Source organism: Ruegeria sp. F5 (genome assembly GCF_056533845.1).
In genome coordinates this window covers 147,600-165,499 of sequence record NZ_JBQFOU010000007.1, presented here as the reverse complement: position 1 = coordinate 165,499, position 17,900 = coordinate 147,600, and the positions used below count along the sequence as shown (strand labels likewise).

The window sequence follows — 17,900 nt, the reverse complement described above, 5'->3', positions numbered from 1 at the left end:
ATCCGTTGCTCAACGAAATGCGTTGATATAGGTCTGTGCTGACGTGAAGGATTGTGACCGTAAAGATGACCCGCATTTCGCATATCGAACTGGATGACAGCAACCTGCCCCCGCCGACGCCCGAGATCGAGCAGGAGCGCAAGGTCGCGATCTACGATCTGCTGGAGGACAACAGCTTTACGCTGCCCAAACGGGATGGGCGCGCGGTGCCGGATGGCCCCTATCACCTGCAGCTGTCGATCCGGGACAAACGGCTGGTCTTTGATATCGCCACCGAGGCCAGCGAAAAGGCGGCCGAGTTCCATCTGTCGCTCGGGCCCTTCCGGCAGGTGGTCAAAGACTATTTCCAGATCTGCGAAAGCTATTTCGACGCGGTGAAATCCCTGCCGCCCAGCCAGATCGAAACCATCGACATGGCGCGGCGCGGCATTCACAACGAAGGCAGCCGCGTGTTGCAGGAACGGCTGGAAGGGAAGGCCGACATAGATACAGATACCGCCCGCCGCCTGTTCACGCTGATCTGCGTGCTGCATTTCGGGGGCTGACGCGTGAAGCCTTTGCCGCAGTCGGTCCTGTTCTGTTGCGACCACAACGCGGTTCGGTCCCCGATGGCAGAGGGACTGATGAAGAAATTCTATGGCACCGGCACCTATGTGCAGTCCGCCGGTGTGCATAACGACCTTGAGATCGACGGCTTCAGCATCGCCGCCTGTCACGAGGTTGGCGTGGAGCTGTCGCGCCACCGCTCGCGCTCTTTTGACGAGATGCAGGAATGGGGCGATGATCTCGGCTCGTTCGACCTGATCGTCGCTCTGTCGCCCGCAAGCCAGCGCAAGGCGCTGGAACTGACCCGGATTTTCCATCTGGATGTCGATTATTGGCCAATAATGGACCCTACCGGGCTGGGCGAGACCCGCGAACAGAAGCTACACCACTACCGGCAGACCCGCGATCAGATCATCAAGCATCTGAAAGACAGCTGGGGTGAGCCTACGGAGGGACCATGAACCAGACCGTCAAAGCCTATTACGATGCGTTCAACGCCGGTGATGTGGATGGCATGCTGGCCTGCCTGTCCGATGATGTGGCGCATCATGTGAACGAGGGCCAGATCAGGACCGGCAAAGAGAAATTCGCCGCCTTTTGCGCCCATATGAACCGATGCTACAAGGAAACGCTCACCGATATCGTGGTGTTCGAGGCCGAAGGCGGCACCCGCGCCGCGGCCGAGTTCATCGTGAACGGTACCTATCTGCAAACCGATGAGGGGCTGCCCGTAGCCCACGGCCAGACTTACCGACTGCCCGCCGGATCGTTCTTTGACCTGCGCGACGGCAAGATCACCCGCGTCACCACCTTCTACAACCTCGCCGATTGGGTGAAACAGGTGTCGAATGGCTAAGGTCACCGAAGTTCGCGCGCTGACCGGTCCCGCGCTGGCAGATGCGCTGGACGATGTGGCCCGCCTGCGGATCGAAGTGTTCCGGGCATGGCCTTACCTGTATGACGGGGACCTGGCGTATGAGCGCACATACCTGCAATCCTACCGCGACAGCGACCGCGCCATCGTGGTCGGTGCCTTTGACGGCGACCGGCTAATTGGCGCCTCGACCGGAGCGCCGCTGACCGACCATGCCGACGATTTCGCTGCGGCTTTTGAAGGCACCGGGCTGGACCTGTCCAAAATCTTCTACTGCGCCGAATCCGTCCTGTTGCCCGACTATCGCGGTCAGGGCGTAGGGCACAAATTCTTCGACCTGCGCGAAGCCCATGCCCGCAGCCAGAGTTTCAGGAAATGCGCCTTCTGCGGCGTCCAGCGCCCGGCGGATCATCCCATGCGGCCTGAAAGCTACCGGCCGCTGGATGGGTTCTGGCGTGCACGCGGATATGAGCCTCTGCCCGGTGTCGTTGCGCAGTTTTCCTGGAAAGATATCGGGGAAGAGGGTGAGACGTTGAAGCCGTTGCAGTTCTGGATCAGGGATTTGTGAGCAAAATCCCACGGGCGGTTCAACAGAAATCTTGCCCGTTCAGGCCTTAGGCTGACAGGCAGATGTTGCGGAATAGAACGCTGTACGATGGCTCAGGTCTGACGCTTGCGACTGAGTAGGCCATACTTGACCGCCCATCCCCTGAGGGTCCGGCGTCTGCTTTTTTCCAGTTTCAGAGCCGTTTTGGCCGTTTTGCCGCCTTTCCTGTTGAATTCGAACACGTCGATTACCCGTTCGGCACATCCGCAGGCCTCGCCCATACCGACCTTGGCGAAATAGAACTTCTCGAAGCTTTCGGGGTTCTGCATGGTGATCCTCCTGCTTCCATTGAAACAACTTAGCCGTGGAAAGCCAACTCACTTTACCGTCGTTGAAATGACCAACAAAGCGGCTGTACAGGTGCAGAGGTTCTCTCTTACTGTCGCGCCAAACCAGCGCCGAGGAACCCCTTCCCATGAAAGTCGCCACCGCCGCCTACAATCTCGACTGGCTCGACAGTTGGGCACAGTACGAGGACAAACTGAACCGTTGGGTTTCGGAGGCCGCAGGGCAGGGCGCGGACTTGCTGGTCTTCCCCGAGTACGGCGCGATGGAATTGTCGACGCTGGACGGGGCCGGGGTGGCCGGGGATCTGGAACGCTCGATCCGGGCCGTGTCGGATCGGACGCAGGAAGTTCAGACCCTGCATCAGCGCCTCGCGCAAGAGCACAAGACCTACATTCTGGGCGCATCGGCCCCGGTTGTGGACGGCGCAGGGCGACCGGTGAACCGCGCGGCGTTCTATTCCCCGGATGGCAGTTGCGATCATCAGGACAAGCAGATCATGACCCGGTTCGAGCGCGAGGTCTGGGACGTTGCCCCCGGCGGGCCGCTTAAACTCTTCGACACGGCACTGGGCAGGATCGGCGTTCTGATCTGCTATGACAGTGAATTCCCGCTGCTGGGCCGTGCGCTCAGCGAGGCCGATCTGATCCTTGTGCCATCCTGCACCGAGGCGCTCTCGGGCTATTGGCGGGTGCGCATCGGGGCCATGTCCCGGGCGCTGGAAAATCAATGCGTTACGGTCATGGCTTCGCTGGTCGGAGGCAACGACTGGTCCGAGGCGGTGGACATGAACACCGGCATGGGCGGTGTTTTCGGCCCGCCCGACAAGGGTTTTCCGGCCACCGGCATTTTGGCCGAGGGTCAGCTGAACCAGCCCGGATGGACCTATGCGGATGTCGACCTGACCGCCATCGCCGACGTCCGCGCCGACGGGCGCGTGCTGAACAGGACGCATTGGGACGAACAACTCCCCCGAGTCGATTCGGTCACAATATCCCGCCTTTAGGTGATTCCGGCCTTGAAATAAGGCTGAAATAGGCTCATTTAAGCGCACACGCCTGCAGATTCTGCGGGCTCAACGTAATGATGGAGACAACATGGCCAAGGAAGATACGCTCGAATTTCCCGGTGTCGTGAAGGAACTCCTGCCTAATGCGACGTTTCGGGTCGAGCTGGAAAACGGCCATGAGATCATCGCACATACGGCAGGCAAGATGCGCAAGAACCGCATCCGTGTTCTGGCCGGCGACAAGGTTCAGGTCGAGATGACCCCCTATGATCTGACCAAGGGTCGGATCAACTACCGCTTCAAGTAACGCCTGCCGCAATGGCGTTTATCTTAGGATCGGGCAGCCCAAGGCGGCTGGACCTGCTGGCGCAGCTTGGCGTGCGGCCGGACGCGATCCGCCCCCCCGATATCGATGAAACGCCGCTGAAGGGCGAGTTGCCGGTGCCCTATTGCAGCCGCATCGCGCGCGAGAAAGTGCAGGCGGTTCAGGCGGATACCAGCGATATTGTTCTGTGTGCTGACACCACGGTCGCGCTGGGCCGCCGCATTCTGGGCAAGCCGGACAATGCCGGGCAGGCGGCTGAGTATCTGAATGCCTTGTCCGGGCGGCGCCACCGGGTCGTAACCTCGGTCGCGGTGCGCTGCGACGCGCGTGTTTTGCAGCGCGATGTGGTCTCTCAGGTCAAGGTCAAGCGTCTGTCGGACGTTGAAATCAACGCCTACCTCGCGACCGGTGACTGGCAGGGCAAGGCCGGGGCCTATGCGATTCAGGGGCCTGCCGGGGCTTTCATCCCGTGGATTTCGGGCTCGTTCACGGGCATCGTGGGCCTGCCGTTATCCGAGACAGCCGGTCTTTTGCAGGGCATCGGCTATCCATTGTACAAAGAGGCGTCATGAAAGGCCGTACCATCATTCTGGACCACATCGAAACCCGCGAAGCCGCGGCGCTGATGGTGGACGGCAGGCTGGATGATTTCCTGATCGCCTCGGACGCGCCTGCGCCCGGCACAATCTACCGCGCCCGCGCTGATCGTCCGGTCAAGGGGCAGGGCGGGATGTTCCTGACCACACCCGATGGCCCGGCCTTTTTGCGGCAAGTCAAGGGACTGGCCCCCGGCGCGCCGCTGCTGGTGCAGGTGACGGGCTATGCCGAACCGGGCAAAGCGCTGCCGGTGACGGACCGCATTCTGTTCAAAAGCCGCTATGCCATCGTCACCCCGGATGCGCCCGGCCTGAACATCTCGCGCAGTATCCGCGACGAGGACGAACGCGACCGCCTGCTTGAAATCGCGCATGACAGCATGGAGGGCAGCGCCTATGGCCTGATCCTGCGCTCGTGCTGTCAGGGCGAGGACGCTGCTGAGATCGCCGAAGATATCAGCGCGATGCGGGTTCAGGCCGAGCAGGTGCTGAACGACCCGGGCACCGAGCCGGAACTGCTGCTGGAAGGCGACGCCCCCCACGTTCTGGCCTGGCGCGACTGGACCGACCCGGTCGAGGTCGTGACACAAGCCGGCGGGTTCGAAACCCACGGCGTGCTCGACGCACTGGACACAGCGCGCGGGATATCCGAACCGCTTCCCGGCGGCGGCCACCTGTACATCCAACCCACCCGCGCGCTGGTAGCTGTGGACGTCAATACTGGCTCGGACACGTCACTGGCCGCAGGCACCAAGGCCAATTTCGCCTGCGCCAAAGCTTTGGCCCGCGCGCTGCGGGTGCGCGGCCTTGGCGGGCAGATCACGCTGGACCTTGCGCCGATGCCCAAGAAAGACCGCCGCGGGTTCGAGGCCGCCCTGCGCGCGGCCTTCAAGGCAGATGGGATTGAAACCACGCTGGCGGGCTGGACCCCTTTGGGCCACTACGAGTTGCAGCGCAAGCGCGGGCGCATCCCCCTGTCGGAGGTGCTGAAATGAGTTGCCCGATCTGCGGTGAAGACACGGTTACAAAGTTCCGCCCCTTCTGCTCGAAGCGCTGTGCCGACATCGACCTTGCCAAGTGGCTGAACGGGTCTTACGCCGTCCCGTCACAGCGCGAAGAGGACCCCGATACGGTCGGGTCAGAGCCCGAAGACGAGGTTCGGCGGCCGCATTGAAAAAATGTCAAAAAGCCTCTGGACACTGCATGGTTCAGGTCATAGAAGGCCCCCACCCAACGACAAACGTCGTTCCCGTGCCCGGGTAGCTCAGGGGTAGAGCAGTGGATTGAAAATCCTCGTGTCGGTGGTTCGATTCCGCCCCCGGGCACCACTTAACAAGCTGATATGATTGTGTTTTCTGCTCATGACTGATCCTCGTTTCGGTCAGGTTTGACGCTTTTCTGCGAAGGTTTGACACTTGCGGCCCGCCTTCGGTTCTCTTCTTCTAATGTCGCCATAGTCTCGCGGTTCTTGTCGGCAAGGTTCGCTGACCGTGAATAGTGCCGCGCCATGGACGGTGTTTTCTGTCCCAGAAGGTCTGCGATGCGGCGTTCATCCAGCCCTGCTTCGCGCAAAGTCGTGGCGACCGTGTGCCGCAAGCCCTTGAGGGTCAGGCCTTTTTCTATGAGGTCTTCATTCTCAAGGGCGGATTTGAAACGGTGCCAGACAGTCGAGAAGCCGTTGTAGGTCCATGCCTCGCCGCGTGAATTGGAAAGCACGGTTTCAGCTTCGTGGTCTGGCATGCGGTCAAAGGCGGCTTGAAGTGTCGGGCTGACCGGAATCGCGACCTCTTCGCCAGTCTTGCCGCGCACGCCCCAGATCGTGCCGTCATCGACCTGATCCTTCCTCAGGCGCAGGGCATCCGACGGATCGAGGCCAGTGTTCATCATCAATGCAAGGGCCACGCGCACATGTGGTTTGGCTTTGCTTAGGACCGTATCGCGTTCTTCGATGCTCCAAGGGCGGTTGGCATAGGCGCGATCACGTGGGCGGCGCTTGGGAATGACATCCTTGGCGAAGTTGGCGGAGATCAGGCCCTTGGGGATGTTGTAGCGAAACACCTCGCTCAGAAGCGTGCGGACCATGTTCGCCCGCCGCCAGCCGATCTTCTTTGCGGCCTTATCGTGGATACCCGCAATCAAAGGCGTATCGATCACATGGATCGGCGTGTCGCGGATCGGTTCAAGGAAGTCAGCGCATTTGCGGTAATCGCGCCGGGTGGCTTCGGCGAGGTTCTGATAGTGCTCGGTTTCAAAGTAAGACTGGATCAACCTGCCAAGCGTCCCGGCCTTCGGTGCCTTGGCTCGCTGCGCCTCGGCGATGGCGCGGATCGTCTCGCATTCGGCAAAGAACTCGGCGGAGCCGATGGGCGCGAGGGCAAGGTCAACCTTGTGGCCGGTCTCACGGTGATAGCATCGCTGCTTGCCGTGCCGGTCCTTGAAAATCTTGAACCCCTTGACCCGCACCTGTGTCATCAAAGGCGGTCCAGAATGTTATCGCGCGTGTCGGTCACGGACCCAGACTTCACGTCATCAATCCAGAGATCGAGGTCCCGGCGATCCCAAAGACGTGCACCTCGTATCAACTCCACCGGGCGTACCGGGCAAGCGGCCTTGAAATGCTTGACTGGCAACCCGGCATAGCTCGCGGCCTCGGACTGCTTGAACATGCGTTTGTCTACCACGTTAATATTGAGATTGGTCGTCGTCATGACCTGACACCCCCATCAATTCGCCGCCGAACTCTCGGTCCCTTTGACCTTGGTGGCATTCTTCTGAAACCGTTCCCAACCGCTCATCGTCAAGAGCTTGGTTTTGGGTGATATTTCTACAAATTCGAGCTTTCCGCTGTTCATTAACGCTCGAACTTGCGCAACGCTTAGACCAACGATGGAACTAAGCTCTTTGGGCGACAGTAGCTTTTCGTGAGCCAAAACCCTCTCCTTTTAAGAAGCTAGCGTGAATCGGGTTGATTGCGCGGGTTTGCCGTGCTCCCATAGCGAAACACAACGAATGACGTTCATTTGTGCGTATAGCATTCATTTGAGCGCAAAGACAAGTGGATTGCCTTCACAATGGCAGAACGTGCGGAAAACTACCTAACTGCTCTTGGCGCACGCATCAGCATCGCCAGAAACGAGCAAGCTTTGTCACAGGCAAAAATGGCCGAAGCTCTTGGAATGTCGTTGCGGGCATATCAGAGCTATGAGTTGGGCAAGCGATCGATACCGATTGAAGCTCTGATCAAGCTGCACCGTCAGTTCGAAGTCGACTTGAGTTGGATATTGCTTGGTATTGAGGCGGTGCGCCTAAAGCACGACCTCGACAAGTTGGAAGAGTTCGAAATCGCGCTGGATAAGTACCTGTCAGACAATGGGATCAAGTTAAAAAGTGAAAAGCGCGGCGCAATCGCGGCGCGCTGGTACCGCTCTTTTCTCGAAGGAAAAGAGATAGCTATGGACGACGTCCATACTTGGATTGAGCTATTGAGGGAATGAACATGGACCTAACAGTGACTAGAAATTGGAAGAGCCACCAGTTGGCCACCACAGAAATGATGCAACGGGAAATCGTTCGTTTTACTCATCCGGTGCTGTTCACAGCCGCAGTTGTCTCATTGGCATATTTGGCGCTCTGGGCGTTGGTTTATTGCTTCTGGGAAACAGGTTTTTTGCCCGGACTCTTCCCACTTGCAGCTGCTGGCACTGGGTTGGCGGTATTAGTGCTTTTCCCTGCTTTTGTACTTGCGCTAGGGATTGAGCGCTCCTTCGCGAAGCAACTTCGGCTGTAGCGGGATGGTATTCCTAGTTTCCGAAAATTCATGTTTTCAATGGGCGGGTTTGGGCGAGCGGCTTATTCGCACTGTAAATCAGCGGCATCGTCACGTATTTGTGTCGATAGACACTTGGGAGTAAACTGTGACCACACAAACAAATAACGTGTCAGGTGGCACTCCAGACACAAAGAACATCGAAGAATTACTTCTCGACGACAGCAATCCAAGGTTTGGAGAGCTTGAGCGAGGGATCGAGCAATCTCAACTTGTTGATCTAATAATCGACAAATTTGGTATTGAAGACGTCGTTAGTTCTCTCGCAATGAACGGTTTCTTTGCGGCGGAGCCACTTGTTTGCGTACGCCAGACAGACGGCTCTCTGGTTGTGAAAGAAGGCAACAGGCGTCTTTGTGCTTGCATCGTTTTGACGGGCGACCCACGCGCAGTACGACAAGAGCGCTTAACTGCCAGGGTTCAAGAGGCCTGGAAGGCAAACGGAAGCCCTGCGATAGAACCGGTCCCTGTTCTGATATTTGAGCCGGATGGCCCCGCCGCAGAAACCATGCTTTCATACTTGGGGGTTCGGCACATTGCAGCAGCGCAAGCTTGGGACTCTTATGCCAAAGCGTCCTGGGTTGCTAAAATAACGGATGAGACGGGCATGCCGGTCTCCAAAATCACCGAGATGATCGGTGATCAACATAGCACTGTTGTTCGTTTGCTCGAAGGCTATCGATTTATAAGGCAACTGATAGAAACCGGGCATTTTCGTCCGAGCGACAGCCAAAAGAGGGGGCGAGGTAGCGTTTCAGAATACCCATTTTCATGGGTTTATACGATCCTAGGTTATCGCGCCGCACGAAACTTTTGTGGCCTGAGTGAAAAAGTCTCGGAGCGCGCAAATCCTGTTCCTGAAGATAAGCTCGACAACGCTGCGATTGCCGTTGAAGCAATGTTTGGAAACAGAAAGACCGGGCGCAGTTCCGCTATTCAAGATTCACGTCAGCTCATTGACTTGGCAAATGCTTTTTCGGACCCGGAGAAAGTTGCTTTGCTAAAAACGGGCACCGATCTTGTTACAACCTTGGACAAGACAAAACCGATTGAAGAAAAACTCGAAGAGAACCTTGGTAGGGTAAGAACGATCCTTTCCGACCTGGTGGCATCCGTTTCTGAGACGCCGCCGACTTTGGACTCAGCCAAGCAGCACTTGGGGACTTCCGTAAAGGTGAGGTCGTCAGCTTCAGATTTGGCTAAACGTCTCAAGGAGATAACGGATAGGGAATTCGAAGAAGATGTCGACTGACCATTCCTACTTTTTGAGAGGTCACTTTCTCAAGGTTTCCAAAGACGCTGACCAGGCGGAACTCGTTGCCCTTCGGTTTGGTAAGGCTCGCGCAACGTCGGGCGTGCGCGACGATGCGATCGCTGATACATTGGAAGAAAGCTATTCTGCTGATGACGGAGTAGCTGAAGAGGCTTGGCAGTCTCAAGAGAGTTCACTCGATACTGCATCTACGCAGATCCTTGAAGAACTTGAACGCCGCTCGAATTCGCTAGGCGGATTGTATCCCTTCCGCTTGGAGGGCGATGTTTTGACCTATGAACAGTCAGATTCACTGGTGTACGAGTTTTTATTGTGCACATCTCTTTCACCCAGTTTGACGACGGGTCGATTTAAGGACTTTCCAAGGCAATTTGAGCGACTTGCGACCGTGCTTACCGCAAATTTTCTGGGACCTAACACTAGGTACTGCCACATTGGTTTTCCGAATGAGAAGAAGAGGTTCAAAAAGGCTGTAACTGTCGCGATTGAAGAGAGCAAAGAGCTAAAATGGCAGCCTGTTGATGATTTGCCGGACGAAGGACCTCGCCAAGGTGACGAAGGCGTGGACTACATCCTGTGGAAAGACTTTGGATGTGGTCGCCCAATAGGGCAACCATTTTACTTCGGGCAATGCGCGTGCGGCAATGATTGGGACAGCAAGTTGAATGACGTGTCTGCCAAGTTCTTTAAGTGGTTCTCTAAGCTTAAGGTATGCCCAGCAAAAGTCTTTGCGATCCCTTTTGTTGTGCCGGACAACAAACTAACAGAGGTGGCACGGGACGCCGGAATCGTTATGGATCGGCTACGTTTGGTTAAGGCTGTTTCATCAGGGGAACACTTTGACCAGGAAGACTGGAAGGACAAACTGTTCGACACGATGTGCTTGGTCGCAGCAGCCTAAGCCTCGGGAATTATTCAAATATCGGTTGAAGAATCTAACGTAGATCGTTTTGCTTAGGCAAACGGAGATGAGTGATTCCCACAAAGGTTCTAGAATTTCACGGCTACACGCCGCTGTCGCCAGAAAGCAGATCATTCGCTGCAAGGCGGTGGTGTCCGTTTGTCGACGAAAAATGCAAGAAGTCGCAGAGCGGTGGCGCGTGCGCCTTGCAAGCTCCAGATTCTCCTCCGGTCATAATTTGCCCAAACCGCCTATATGGTAATAATTTCGAGGTTATCTCAAAGATCGCTGAAACCACGTTTGGGCCTGGCAGCGATCTGGTTACTGATGTCGAAGCTGAAACACGACGAAGGGGATCATCTCTAAACGGTCGTGAAGTCGTTGTTTTCGGGCAGGGATATAGCGGTGAAGTAGGGATCAAGGCACCAGCTGCCGAGGGTGAAACCGGTTCGTTTAAGGTGGATTTCTTGCTTACGTCAGTTGGCCCTGAGCTCGAGCCGCAGGCAATCGTTGCGATCGAGGTGCAAACGATTGACACCACAAACAGTTATAAGAAGGCGTCGACGAGCTACTATGACGAACAGCCACACCCGAGCAAGTGGGGTGAGGGAGGAACAAATGCAGGCTTCAATTGGGAAAATGTTACCAAGAGAATTCTACCCCAGATAATCTACAAAGGGCACGCTCTACGGCGCGAAAAGCTCGCCCGACATGGCCTATTTTTTGTTCTGCCTGACCCAGTCTTGCAAAAGATCCGTACTCGTATCGGTAGTGCACTGTTGGAGTATCCTAAAGGCCCTGGGACAGTTACCTTCAACTCCTACCAACTCGCTGAAAATTGGACTTCCGGAGAACGTCCGATCGAGCTTGTGACTGAGTTTACTACTACCGTTGAGCAGATTGCCTTCGCCTTCGTATCCCCTCAGAACTTACCACCATTGGGTATCTATGAGGATACGATTTCGACTAAGTTGAGCGCACTTAGCAGAAAGAAAAGTCTTTGAAACACGCGCTATGTGGCTACGCGAATGCGGCTTCCCGCTGAGGGTTGGCAAGCTCAGCCCCTACCGCGTCCAAGATTGCAAGGCCAATGCACTTTCCCATCATGGGTGGAACCGCATTTCCTACTTGAACGAACTGTTCGGTCCTCGGTCCAGCAAAGTGAAACCAATCCGGGAAAGACTGAAGGCGCGCAGCTTCGCGAACGGTAATGCTGCGATCTTGCTCTGGGTGTATGTAAGCTCCCCAATGAATATCGCATTTTGTCAGGATGGTGCATGCCAACCCATCCCAGCGCATCCGACCGTACCTCTTAGTATGATCGCTTCGCTTGGCTCTCTTCATCCCGGCCGGCAAAAGATCAAATGGAACGTCTCGCCAACTGCCGCCCTGAGGAATGTGCTGCATCCGCTCTAAGTTAATTGCTCCAAGCTTCGAGGCAGAATGGTTATGAACCTTGCTCGATCCAAGTCTTAGCTCCGTTTGATAATTTGAGCTTGCTTTTGTGCGGTAGTTCGAAACTCCGCGATCCTCGCCGTTGACCAACTCAGGCAGGTCAGACAGTGCATCGCGGATTGTAGTGTACGGCTGCAAGTCGGGTCCGTGAGTTTTCGTCGGCCAGACAATCGGGGCACCTATACGGTTACCAATGAAAACTACGCGGCGGCGTTCTTGAGGAACGCCATATTCTTCCGCCCTCAAAATCTTGGCTTCAACATTGTAACCAAGGCTACGAATACCCGACAAAACGGCCTGAAAGGCTTCGCCTTCGCCAGCGGACATGATCCCGGTGACATTTTCCATGACCAACCATTTGGGCATCAAGCCTTCAACGATCCGGAGGTACTCCTTGAATAAATGACTACGTTGGTCGTGCATGCCGCGCTGATGATTGTAGACTGAGTAGCCTTGGCAAGGTGGACCGCCTGCCAGGACATCAAGCTCAAACTTCTTCAGTCCGGTGGCTCGCAAAAAATCACTTGCGGCCAAATCGTAGATTGAACCCGGAATGAATGTGGCGTCTGGGTGGGTCGCAGCAAAAGTTGAACCAGCATGCTCGTCGATATCATTGCCCGCAAGCACGCGGAAACCCGCTTGACGCATGCCTTCGGACAAGCCTCCGGCACCACAGAACAAATCAATTACGGTCGGTTCATTCATTTGCTTCCACCCACGCCACGGAGCCACGGAAAAAGCACGCAAACTATCTGCATTTTGTCCGCTCTCTTTTTTCTCATACAACCAGTTGTGCCAAACCAAGGCAACACTGAAGGTATTTTATGCGCAATGTTCGTAATTCGTTCTTACCGTTTGTTGGCTTGATCATCAAGCTTGTCCAGTTTCGTTTTCTGCACTGTCGTCTCAATGCCTCAACCCCCGCTCCGCATGCGCCTCCTGGCTGTCTAGCTGTCCTTCAATCTCTCGGCGGCGGCTTTCGCTAAGGTCAAGCTCTGCTGCAAGCTCTCGTCCAGCGTCTTGTAGCTCGCCTCGTCGTTCAGCAATCCGTTCAAGGCCTTCATAGATGCGGCTTGGGAACGAATGAGCAAGGTCACGCAGTCTTTCAAGCCAGCCAGCTCCCTCGCGATCCTGCCGGTCGAGCGTGTCTCCAAGGCGGTCAAATCCTTCGCGGAGGCCTCTGAGGCCGTCACCAACCGCTCGACGCAGGCGATCAAGTCGCGTTCCAAGGCTGTCAGTTGGGTCATCTAATCCTCCTCGATCCGAATGCAGGTCACGTGCCGCTCGCCCATCGTGCAGGTCCTGAGCCGCGTCTTCGACGGGTCCAGGATCAGCCAGGTCCCCTCGGGCCGTTCGATCCGTGTCAGGCCCAGTTCCGTCAGCTCCGAACGCGTCAGATGCACCGTCCAGAAAAAGCTCGCGGCCATCATCAAGGCGATCCCCGTCAGCACCATCGCCGCGATCAGCCAGGGCGAGATCGTCAGCCAGAGGCGGATCGACCTCAGCCGCGTCTCGAACAGGCTCGCCGTCTCGGTCTGAAAGCGGCGCGTATCGCTCGCGATGGTATGCTGCGCGGCACCCACAATGTTCTTCAAATCGATCCTGAAGCTCTTGAGCTGGGACGAGATCGAGGCGACGTGTTCGGCCCGGATCGTGTCGAGTTCCGCGTTCAGCTTCTCGCTCAGCCGGGTCGGCTTGCCAGTCTTCATGGAAAATCTCTCCTTTCAGCCGCCAGCGTTCGCCGGTGTCGGGATCGCGGGCAGTGATGTAGGCCTTGCCGGTGCGCGGCAGGTCGAAGCCTGCGTCGGTCAGCGCCTCGACCATGGACGCGCGGTCGGTGATCAGGCACATATCGATCTGGTCCTGTATCCAGGCGTGCAGCTCGTCGCGGCCTTGTGCGCGGGTCGGGGCCTCGATGGAGTCGCGCACCTCTTGGGCGCGATCGACATCCATCGGATCGGCCCAACCGTGGCGCTGGTTCATCACATCCCGCAAGCTGTCATAGGCGTCCTGGTAACCCGGTGGCGCGATGTTGAGGCTTTTGCCCGTCGTCAGCTCCAGGCGCGGCGTGCAGAAGTGAAGCTCGACCCGGCCTTCGTGGCGATGGCGGACCCAGAGCACCTCATATTGCTCGGGGTCCAGCCCCGCGAAGGCCAGCCGCTCGAACTGGTCCATGACCTCGGCCTGCTGGTCCTCAGTCGGATCGTCGGTGTCGGCAAAGCTGATCACGCCCGCGCGGTAGGTCCATTGGTGGCGGCTGGCGTCGATCAAGGCCTCAGTGCGCTCGGGGTTGCCGCGAAGGACCTCGGGCAATGGGGCGCGAGTGACGGTCACGGGCTGGCCGTCTGCATCGCGGATCAGGTCGCGGTTGCTGTCGTAGGCCAGCACGCGCTCGGCCACGAGGTAGCCAACCGGCCCCGCGCCCGCGCCTTTGCCATTGGGGAAAAATTTGATCAGCACCGCCGCGCCTCATCGAGGAGCGCGGCAAGCTGACGTTCGATCACCACGAGGCGGCGCGCCACGGTCAGGCTGTCGAGATCGGTGCGCCCGACCTTCATGGCGTGGTTCAGCCAGCGGGCGATCTGGTTGAGGTTGCCGCCGATGCGTCCAACGGCCAGCACCAGCGCCGGATCGACGCGCGGCACGGGCTTGCGTCGGCGGGCCTCGGTCAAGCCAAGCGCCTCGCGCAGAAGGGTCGAGGCGGGCAGTCCGGCGGCCTCGGCCTTGGCGCGCAGCTGGACCTTCTCGGACGCGCTACAGCGGAAGACGAAGGTCTCGCTGAGCGGCTCTTTGGCGTGGGCTTTGCCCGCGACGGTGGGGTTCGAAGGGGAGGCGTGCCGCCCCTCGCAAGGTCCCGTGTCATCGGCGCAGCCGTATGACATGGGTCGCCTTGCTGTCTGCGCTTCGGTTGGTTTGGGGACGCTCATGATCTGAGGCCTGCCGCTTGGACTTGCGCCTGTGTCACCAGCTCTGCGGCCAGGAGAGCATCGATCTGGCCGGGTGTGATGTGGCGGCAGAGTGGATGGCGATCCGTCACCCAATTCGCCAAGCCCGCTAGCATCTCGGCCTCCTTCGCCTTTGCCATTTCTCGGCCCTGGGCGATGTCCTCGACGTAGCTCCGCCATCGTCCCGACTTGAACCAGTTGTCCGAGAAACAGACCTTCGACCGAGTGAAGCCTGCGCTCTCCGTCGCGTAGGACTTCACGCCTTCCGCCAGGTCTTTGGCGCTTACGCCTTCATCCAGCGCCGCTCTGATCCGCCCCAGACAGTCGGCCTTCCCGCGCAGACGGTCGGGCGGATACGCCGCCAAAACCTTCTCAGCCTCTTCATCCTCCTCCGCCACGCGTTCGCGCGTAGGTGGTTTATGGATGGTTTTAGGATGGTTTGGGGGCCGTGGTGGCCCCGGTACCCCGGCCACTGTGGCCCCCGTTCCGGGTCCAGTCTGGACGGGGTCCACTGTGGCCCCCGTCTCGATCTCTGGTTCAGCGGTCAGTTCCAGCGCTTCGATTTGCGTCAGATCGATCCGGTAAACGACCGTGAAGCCGTTCTTGCACCCCCGCGCCCCGGTCTCGACGAGGATGCCTTCCTTTAGGAAATCTCGGATCGTCCGTTTGACCGTCGTCTCGCCCAACTCCGTATGCCGTTGGATAGTACCCTTAGAACACCAGATGCCCGACCCGTCATCACTCGCCTTGTCGGCCAGGAACATTATGATCTGCTTGCGCGTCGCACTGCCGAACTTCCGCTCGGCACACGCATTCGCAACCCGCCAGCTCATCGGAAGGCCTCGGGGCCAAGGTTTGACAATTCCCCGCTAAGTGCTTGATGCGCCGAGGTGGGTTTGACAGACTTTCGGAACCTAAGCGGTTGAGCCATATCAATAAGCTTCGGTTTGAAAATCCTCGTGTCGGTGGTTCGATTCCGCCCCCGGGCACCATTTTTAGAAAATTAATAATTTAAAATCAATGGCTTACGCGACTGCAGTCAAAAAAATGGCGCAAAATGTGCATCATAACTGCATCATAATCGGTTCTGAAAACGGCTTTGACTTCAAAAGGCTAAACCAAAAAGTGAATTTCGGCGCGCAAAGTGCATCATGAAATCAAATTTTGGAATGTGTTTTGCCTTGTGAGTTCGATGCTCAAACGTGGAATCGAAATCGATGCAAAGTATGGGTAATGCCAGTGCTCGAAGCTGGCCTATAAGCAGCAAACCATGTACGTTAGCAGAAAAAGCGATCCAGAGTTTTTTTGCGTTTGCCACCGCAGGCCGGCGGCGAATTCCGAACGATTTGGTGAGTTAGTCACCAAGCAGAAATTCGCGGCGCTTGCAATACTTGCAGTCCTAACTGGTGGCTTTGCGCAGAAAGTGGAGTTTGCAAAGTTGGAGTGGCAGTTCGGTTTACCGTTTTTGCGTTTGCTGGTGGTGCATTGGGGTCGATCAGATGTCGATGAATGGCACCACGACCGCCGCGCCGCCGGGCTCCGCCCAGCCGAGCCAGAGAGCGATGCCCTCCACGGCCCCCAGAACCACCATTCCCGCAGGCTCTAGGTAGGCCGTTGCGAACAGCCAGATTCCCCAAAACCCACAGGCCACCAATGCAGCCCAGAGCGCGCCGAGCGTCGCAGCGGCGGCGCTACCGCCCAGCGTGGCCAAATCGCCGGTTTCGCTGTCTTCAATTCCACGCGCGATCCAGCGTTTGAAGCGCTGCGGCACCCAAGTAAAACCCGACAAGAAGACCAGTACCAGATGCACGAGTGTCGGTACGAGTGTCGAGAACAGTGTGATGGTCAACCATGTATAGCCCGCGCGCCCCTCGGGCGTTTTCAGATCGTCAAAGATCGGGCGCAGCGCGATGAACTCCTGCCCAGCCAGATGGTTGATCAACGCGATGGTTCCGCTCAGCCCCAACCCCAGCCCAATCAGCAAGAGCACAGCGACCAGCCCGTCAAAAATCCAGACCAGCCCGGTAAGCAAATTGCGTTGGCCCCGCCCAAAGCGGACCAAACCCAGAGTAATGCCATAGGAAAGATAATCGAACACGGCGTTAACAAGCGGCAGCAAGCCCAGGGCGAAGATCAGAACGCGCATTTGCGGTTCTAGAGCATACGTCGTCACAGAAAAGACCCCGACGAGGCAGATCCAAGTCGCGATGATCAACCCGGAATAGCCGAGCCCGCCTTTGCCCTTGGCGCAACTATAGCTGACTGCGGCTGCGCCTGCGGATGCGGCTGCGACTGCAGTTGCGAGTGCGACTGCGAGTGCGACTGCGAGTGCGACTGCGATTGTGACTGCGGCTGCGGCTGCGGCTGCGAATGCGGCTGCGAGTGCGCCTGCGAATGCGGCTGCGACTCCGCCTTTGCCTGCGACTGCGGCTGCGACTGCGAATGCGACTGCGAGATAAAACAGCCAGGCAGATGCTTTTTCGTCTACACGCATCTGACTGGCTGACGCCAGTATACTTACGATGACAAGCGCCAAAACAGGGCACACCACTGCAGCGCGCAACCAAGACCGCTCGTCCGCAGCAAGGATCGTGACCGTTCCGATGCCTGTATCAGAACCGCTTAGACCCCATTGGACGAGGAGCAGCAAAAGCGGGTAAATCACGGCGATCTTCAATGCAGCATCCATCACCGGCCATGAGAATGTTTTGGATTGCAGGTGTTTCAGGTTGTCGGAATCGCGCGCCCGCGGGGTCATAAACCACTCAAAACGTAACAACCAACCTTTGGTGGGCATCGGATCATTCGAGATGTCAGGGGGCGACAACATCCGCTTCAACCCGCCCAGCATTGTATCCACAAGCTTCGTATAGACCAGTGCATTGTCGCGTCGTTTCAACCCGTTCAAGATCGACACCCGGTCGCTTTGATGGTCATAGTTCAGAACGCCAAAAAGAAATACCCAAAGAAGCGACAGCGCCCAGACCCATCCGGTGGGTTTGAGCACCCCGAGAACCGCAACCACGGACGCGATGATCGCGCCGACAAATACCAGATGCACCGCTCTGCCTTTTTCCTTTACCGTGGGCAGCATCGTTAAAGCGCATTGATCGTTCAAGCTAAAATCGCGTTAAAAACTTGGAAACCCGTTCTCGCAGCGGACCGCTTTGTAAGCATGGTCTGCGGGGATCGAAATTACTGAGAAAATTTCTTGTGACTCGGCGCCTGCGGATGAGACTGTAGGTTTCTAAATAGAAT

At 57.3% G+C, this 17,900-nt stretch carries 23 protein-coding genes and 1 tRNA gene; 15 read left to right on the top strand and 9 right to left on the bottom strand.

Translation table 11 applies throughout. From position 1 onward, the window contains the following. The first annotated feature begins 65 nt into the window (after nt 1-65). From ACR0K1_RS12820 to ACR0K1_RS12805, 4 genes are read left to right on the top strand one after another with little or no spacing between them, the layout of a single operon-like run. Nucleotides 66-545, top strand: a complete 480-nt coding sequence (locus tag ACR0K1_RS12820; protein WP_480616665.1) for a UPF0262 family protein — start codon at nt 66-68, stop codon at nt 543-545. A 3-nt stretch (nt 546-548) separates the two neighbouring features. Then, nucleotides 549-1,007, top strand: coding sequence for an arsenate-mycothiol transferase ArsC (locus ACR0K1_RS12815; RefSeq protein ID WP_480616663.1), 459 nt, complete (start codon nt 549-551; stop codon nt 1,005-1,007). Then, a complete protein-coding gene (locus ACR0K1_RS12810) occupies nt 1,004-1,402 on the top strand; it encodes a ketosteroid isomerase-related protein (protein ID WP_480616661.1) in 399 nt (132 codons plus the stop codon). Before ACR0K1_RS12815 ends, ACR0K1_RS12810 begins: the two co-directional genes overlap by 4 nt. Next, nucleotides 1,395-1,988, top strand: a complete 594-nt coding sequence (locus tag ACR0K1_RS12805) for a GNAT family N-acetyltransferase (RefSeq protein WP_480850926.1) — start codon at nt 1,395-1,397, stop codon at nt 1,986-1,988. Before ACR0K1_RS12810 ends, ACR0K1_RS12805 begins: the two co-directional genes overlap by 8 nt. Nucleotides 1,989-2,080: 92 nt before the next feature. On the opposite strand, the gene ACR0K1_RS12800 is transcribed toward ACR0K1_RS12805, so the two are convergent. Next, complete coding sequence (locus tag ACR0K1_RS12800) at nt 2,081-2,296, bottom strand: hypothetical protein (protein ID WP_480616657.1); 216 nt, start codon at nt 2,294-2,296, stop codon at nt 2,081-2,083. 146 nt (nt 2,297-2,442) lie between these two features. Here ACR0K1_RS12800 and ACR0K1_RS12795 point away from each other — a divergent pair, with 146 nt between their 5' ends. From ACR0K1_RS12795 to ACR0K1_RS12770, 6 genes are all read left to right on the top strand, one after another. Further along, on the top strand, nt 2,443-3,318 hold the full coding sequence (locus ACR0K1_RS12795) for a carbon-nitrogen hydrolase family protein (RefSeq protein WP_480616655.1): 876 nt from the start codon (nt 2,443-2,445) through the stop codon (nt 3,316-3,318). A gap of 91 nt (nt 3,319-3,409) precedes the next feature. Then, on the top strand, nt 3,410-3,628 hold the full coding sequence (gene infA, locus ACR0K1_RS12790) for a translation initiation factor IF-1 (protein WP_005978431.1): 219 nt from the start codon (nt 3,410-3,412) through the stop codon (nt 3,626-3,628). 11 nt (nt 3,629-3,639) lie between these two features. Next, nucleotides 3,640-4,218 carry a Maf family protein gene (locus ACR0K1_RS12785; RefSeq protein WP_480616654.1) on the top strand — a complete coding sequence of 193 codons (579 nt, stop codon included), beginning with the start codon at nt 3,640-3,642 and terminating at the stop codon, nt 4,216-4,218. After that, nucleotides 4,215-5,237 carry a ribonuclease E/G gene (locus ACR0K1_RS12780; RefSeq protein ID WP_480850923.1) on the top strand — a complete coding sequence of 341 codons (1,023 nt, stop codon included), beginning with the start codon at nt 4,215-4,217 and terminating at the stop codon, nt 5,235-5,237. Before ACR0K1_RS12785 ends, ACR0K1_RS12780 begins: the two co-directional genes overlap by 4 nt. After that, entirely contained in the window at nt 5,234-5,416 is a 183-nt protein-coding gene (locus tag ACR0K1_RS12775) for a DNA gyrase inhibitor YacG (protein WP_480616650.1), read from the top strand. The genes ACR0K1_RS12780 and ACR0K1_RS12775 overlap by 4 nt, the downstream gene beginning before the upstream one ends. A 79-nt stretch (nt 5,417-5,495) precedes the next feature. After that, nucleotides 5,496-5,570: transfer RNA gene (locus ACR0K1_RS12770), tRNA-Phe, on the top strand. Between the two features lie 31 nt (nt 5,571-5,601). Here the strand turns inward: ACR0K1_RS12770 and ACR0K1_RS12765 are convergent. The 3 genes from ACR0K1_RS12765 to ACR0K1_RS12755 are packed head-to-tail and all read right to left on the bottom strand — an operon-like array spanning nt 5,602 to nt 7,172. Continuing rightward, complete coding sequence (locus ACR0K1_RS12765) at nt 5,602-6,714, bottom strand: tyrosine-type recombinase/integrase (protein ID WP_480850921.1); 1,113 nt, start codon at nt 6,712-6,714, stop codon at nt 5,602-5,604. Beyond that, nucleotides 6,714-6,950, bottom strand: coding sequence for a hypothetical protein (locus ACR0K1_RS12760; RefSeq protein WP_480850919.1), 237 nt, complete (start codon nt 6,948-6,950; stop codon nt 6,714-6,716). The genes ACR0K1_RS12765 and ACR0K1_RS12760 overlap by 1 nt, the downstream gene beginning before the upstream one ends. A gap of 15 nt (nt 6,951-6,965) precedes the next feature. Next, nucleotides 6,966-7,172, bottom strand: a complete 207-nt coding sequence (locus tag ACR0K1_RS12755) for a hypothetical protein (protein WP_480850917.1) — start codon at nt 7,170-7,172, stop codon at nt 6,966-6,968. A 141-nt stretch (nt 7,173-7,313) separates the two neighbouring features. On the opposite strand from ACR0K1_RS12755, the gene ACR0K1_RS12750 reads away from it, so the two are divergent. The 5 genes from ACR0K1_RS12750 (at nt 7,314) to ACR0K1_RS12730 (ending at nt 11,246) form a co-directional block, all read left to right on the top strand. Then, nucleotides 7,314-7,736, top strand: a complete 423-nt coding sequence (locus ACR0K1_RS12750; RefSeq protein WP_480850915.1) for a helix-turn-helix domain-containing protein — start codon at nt 7,314-7,316, stop codon at nt 7,734-7,736. Then, a complete protein-coding gene (locus ACR0K1_RS12745; protein WP_480850913.1) occupies nt 7,733-8,029 on the top strand; it encodes a hypothetical protein in 297 nt (98 codons plus the stop codon). Before ACR0K1_RS12750 ends, ACR0K1_RS12745 begins: the two co-directional genes overlap by 4 nt. Nucleotides 8,030-8,156: 127 nt before the next feature. Continuing rightward, a complete protein-coding gene (locus ACR0K1_RS12740) occupies nt 8,157-9,320 on the top strand; it encodes a hypothetical protein (RefSeq protein ID WP_480850911.1) in 1,164 nt (387 codons plus the stop codon). Next, a complete protein-coding gene (locus tag ACR0K1_RS12735) occupies nt 9,310-10,242 on the top strand; it encodes a hypothetical protein (RefSeq protein ID WP_480850909.1) in 933 nt (310 codons plus the stop codon). Before ACR0K1_RS12740 ends, ACR0K1_RS12735 begins: the two co-directional genes overlap by 11 nt. Before the next feature lie 71 nt (nt 10,243-10,313). Further along, on the top strand, nt 10,314-11,246 hold the full coding sequence (locus ACR0K1_RS12730) for a hypothetical protein (protein WP_480850907.1): 933 nt from the start codon (nt 10,314-10,316) through the stop codon (nt 11,244-11,246). 16 nt (nt 11,247-11,262) lie between these two features. Here the strand turns inward: ACR0K1_RS12730 and ACR0K1_RS12725 are convergent, their stop codons facing one another. From ACR0K1_RS12725 to ACR0K1_RS12705, 5 genes are all read right to left on the bottom strand, one after another. Then, a complete protein-coding gene (locus tag ACR0K1_RS12725; RefSeq protein WP_480850905.1) occupies nt 11,263-12,483 on the bottom strand; it encodes a DNA cytosine methyltransferase in 1,221 nt (406 codons plus the stop codon). Nucleotides 12,484-12,603: 120 nt separating this feature from the next. Further along, nucleotides 12,604-14,157: a relaxase/mobilization nuclease domain-containing protein gene (locus ACR0K1_RS12720; RefSeq protein ID WP_480850903.1), complete on the bottom strand. Its 1,554-nt coding sequence runs from the start codon at nt 14,155-14,157 to the stop codon at nt 12,604-12,606. Next, a complete protein-coding gene (locus tag ACR0K1_RS12715; protein WP_480850901.1) occupies nt 14,151-14,579 on the bottom strand; it encodes a plasmid mobilization protein in 429 nt (142 codons plus the stop codon). The genes ACR0K1_RS12720 and ACR0K1_RS12715 overlap by 7 nt, the downstream gene beginning before the upstream one ends. Before the next feature lie 41 nt (nt 14,580-14,620). Then, nucleotides 14,621-15,475, bottom strand: a complete 855-nt coding sequence (locus ACR0K1_RS12710) for a hypothetical protein (protein ID WP_480850899.1) — start codon at nt 15,473-15,475, stop codon at nt 14,621-14,623. Nucleotides 15,476-16,137: 662 nt separating this feature from the next. After that, entirely contained in the window at nt 16,138-17,736 is a 1,599-nt protein-coding gene (locus tag ACR0K1_RS12705) for a hypothetical protein (RefSeq protein WP_480850897.1), read from the bottom strand. Nucleotides 17,737-17,900 lie beyond the last annotated feature (164 nt).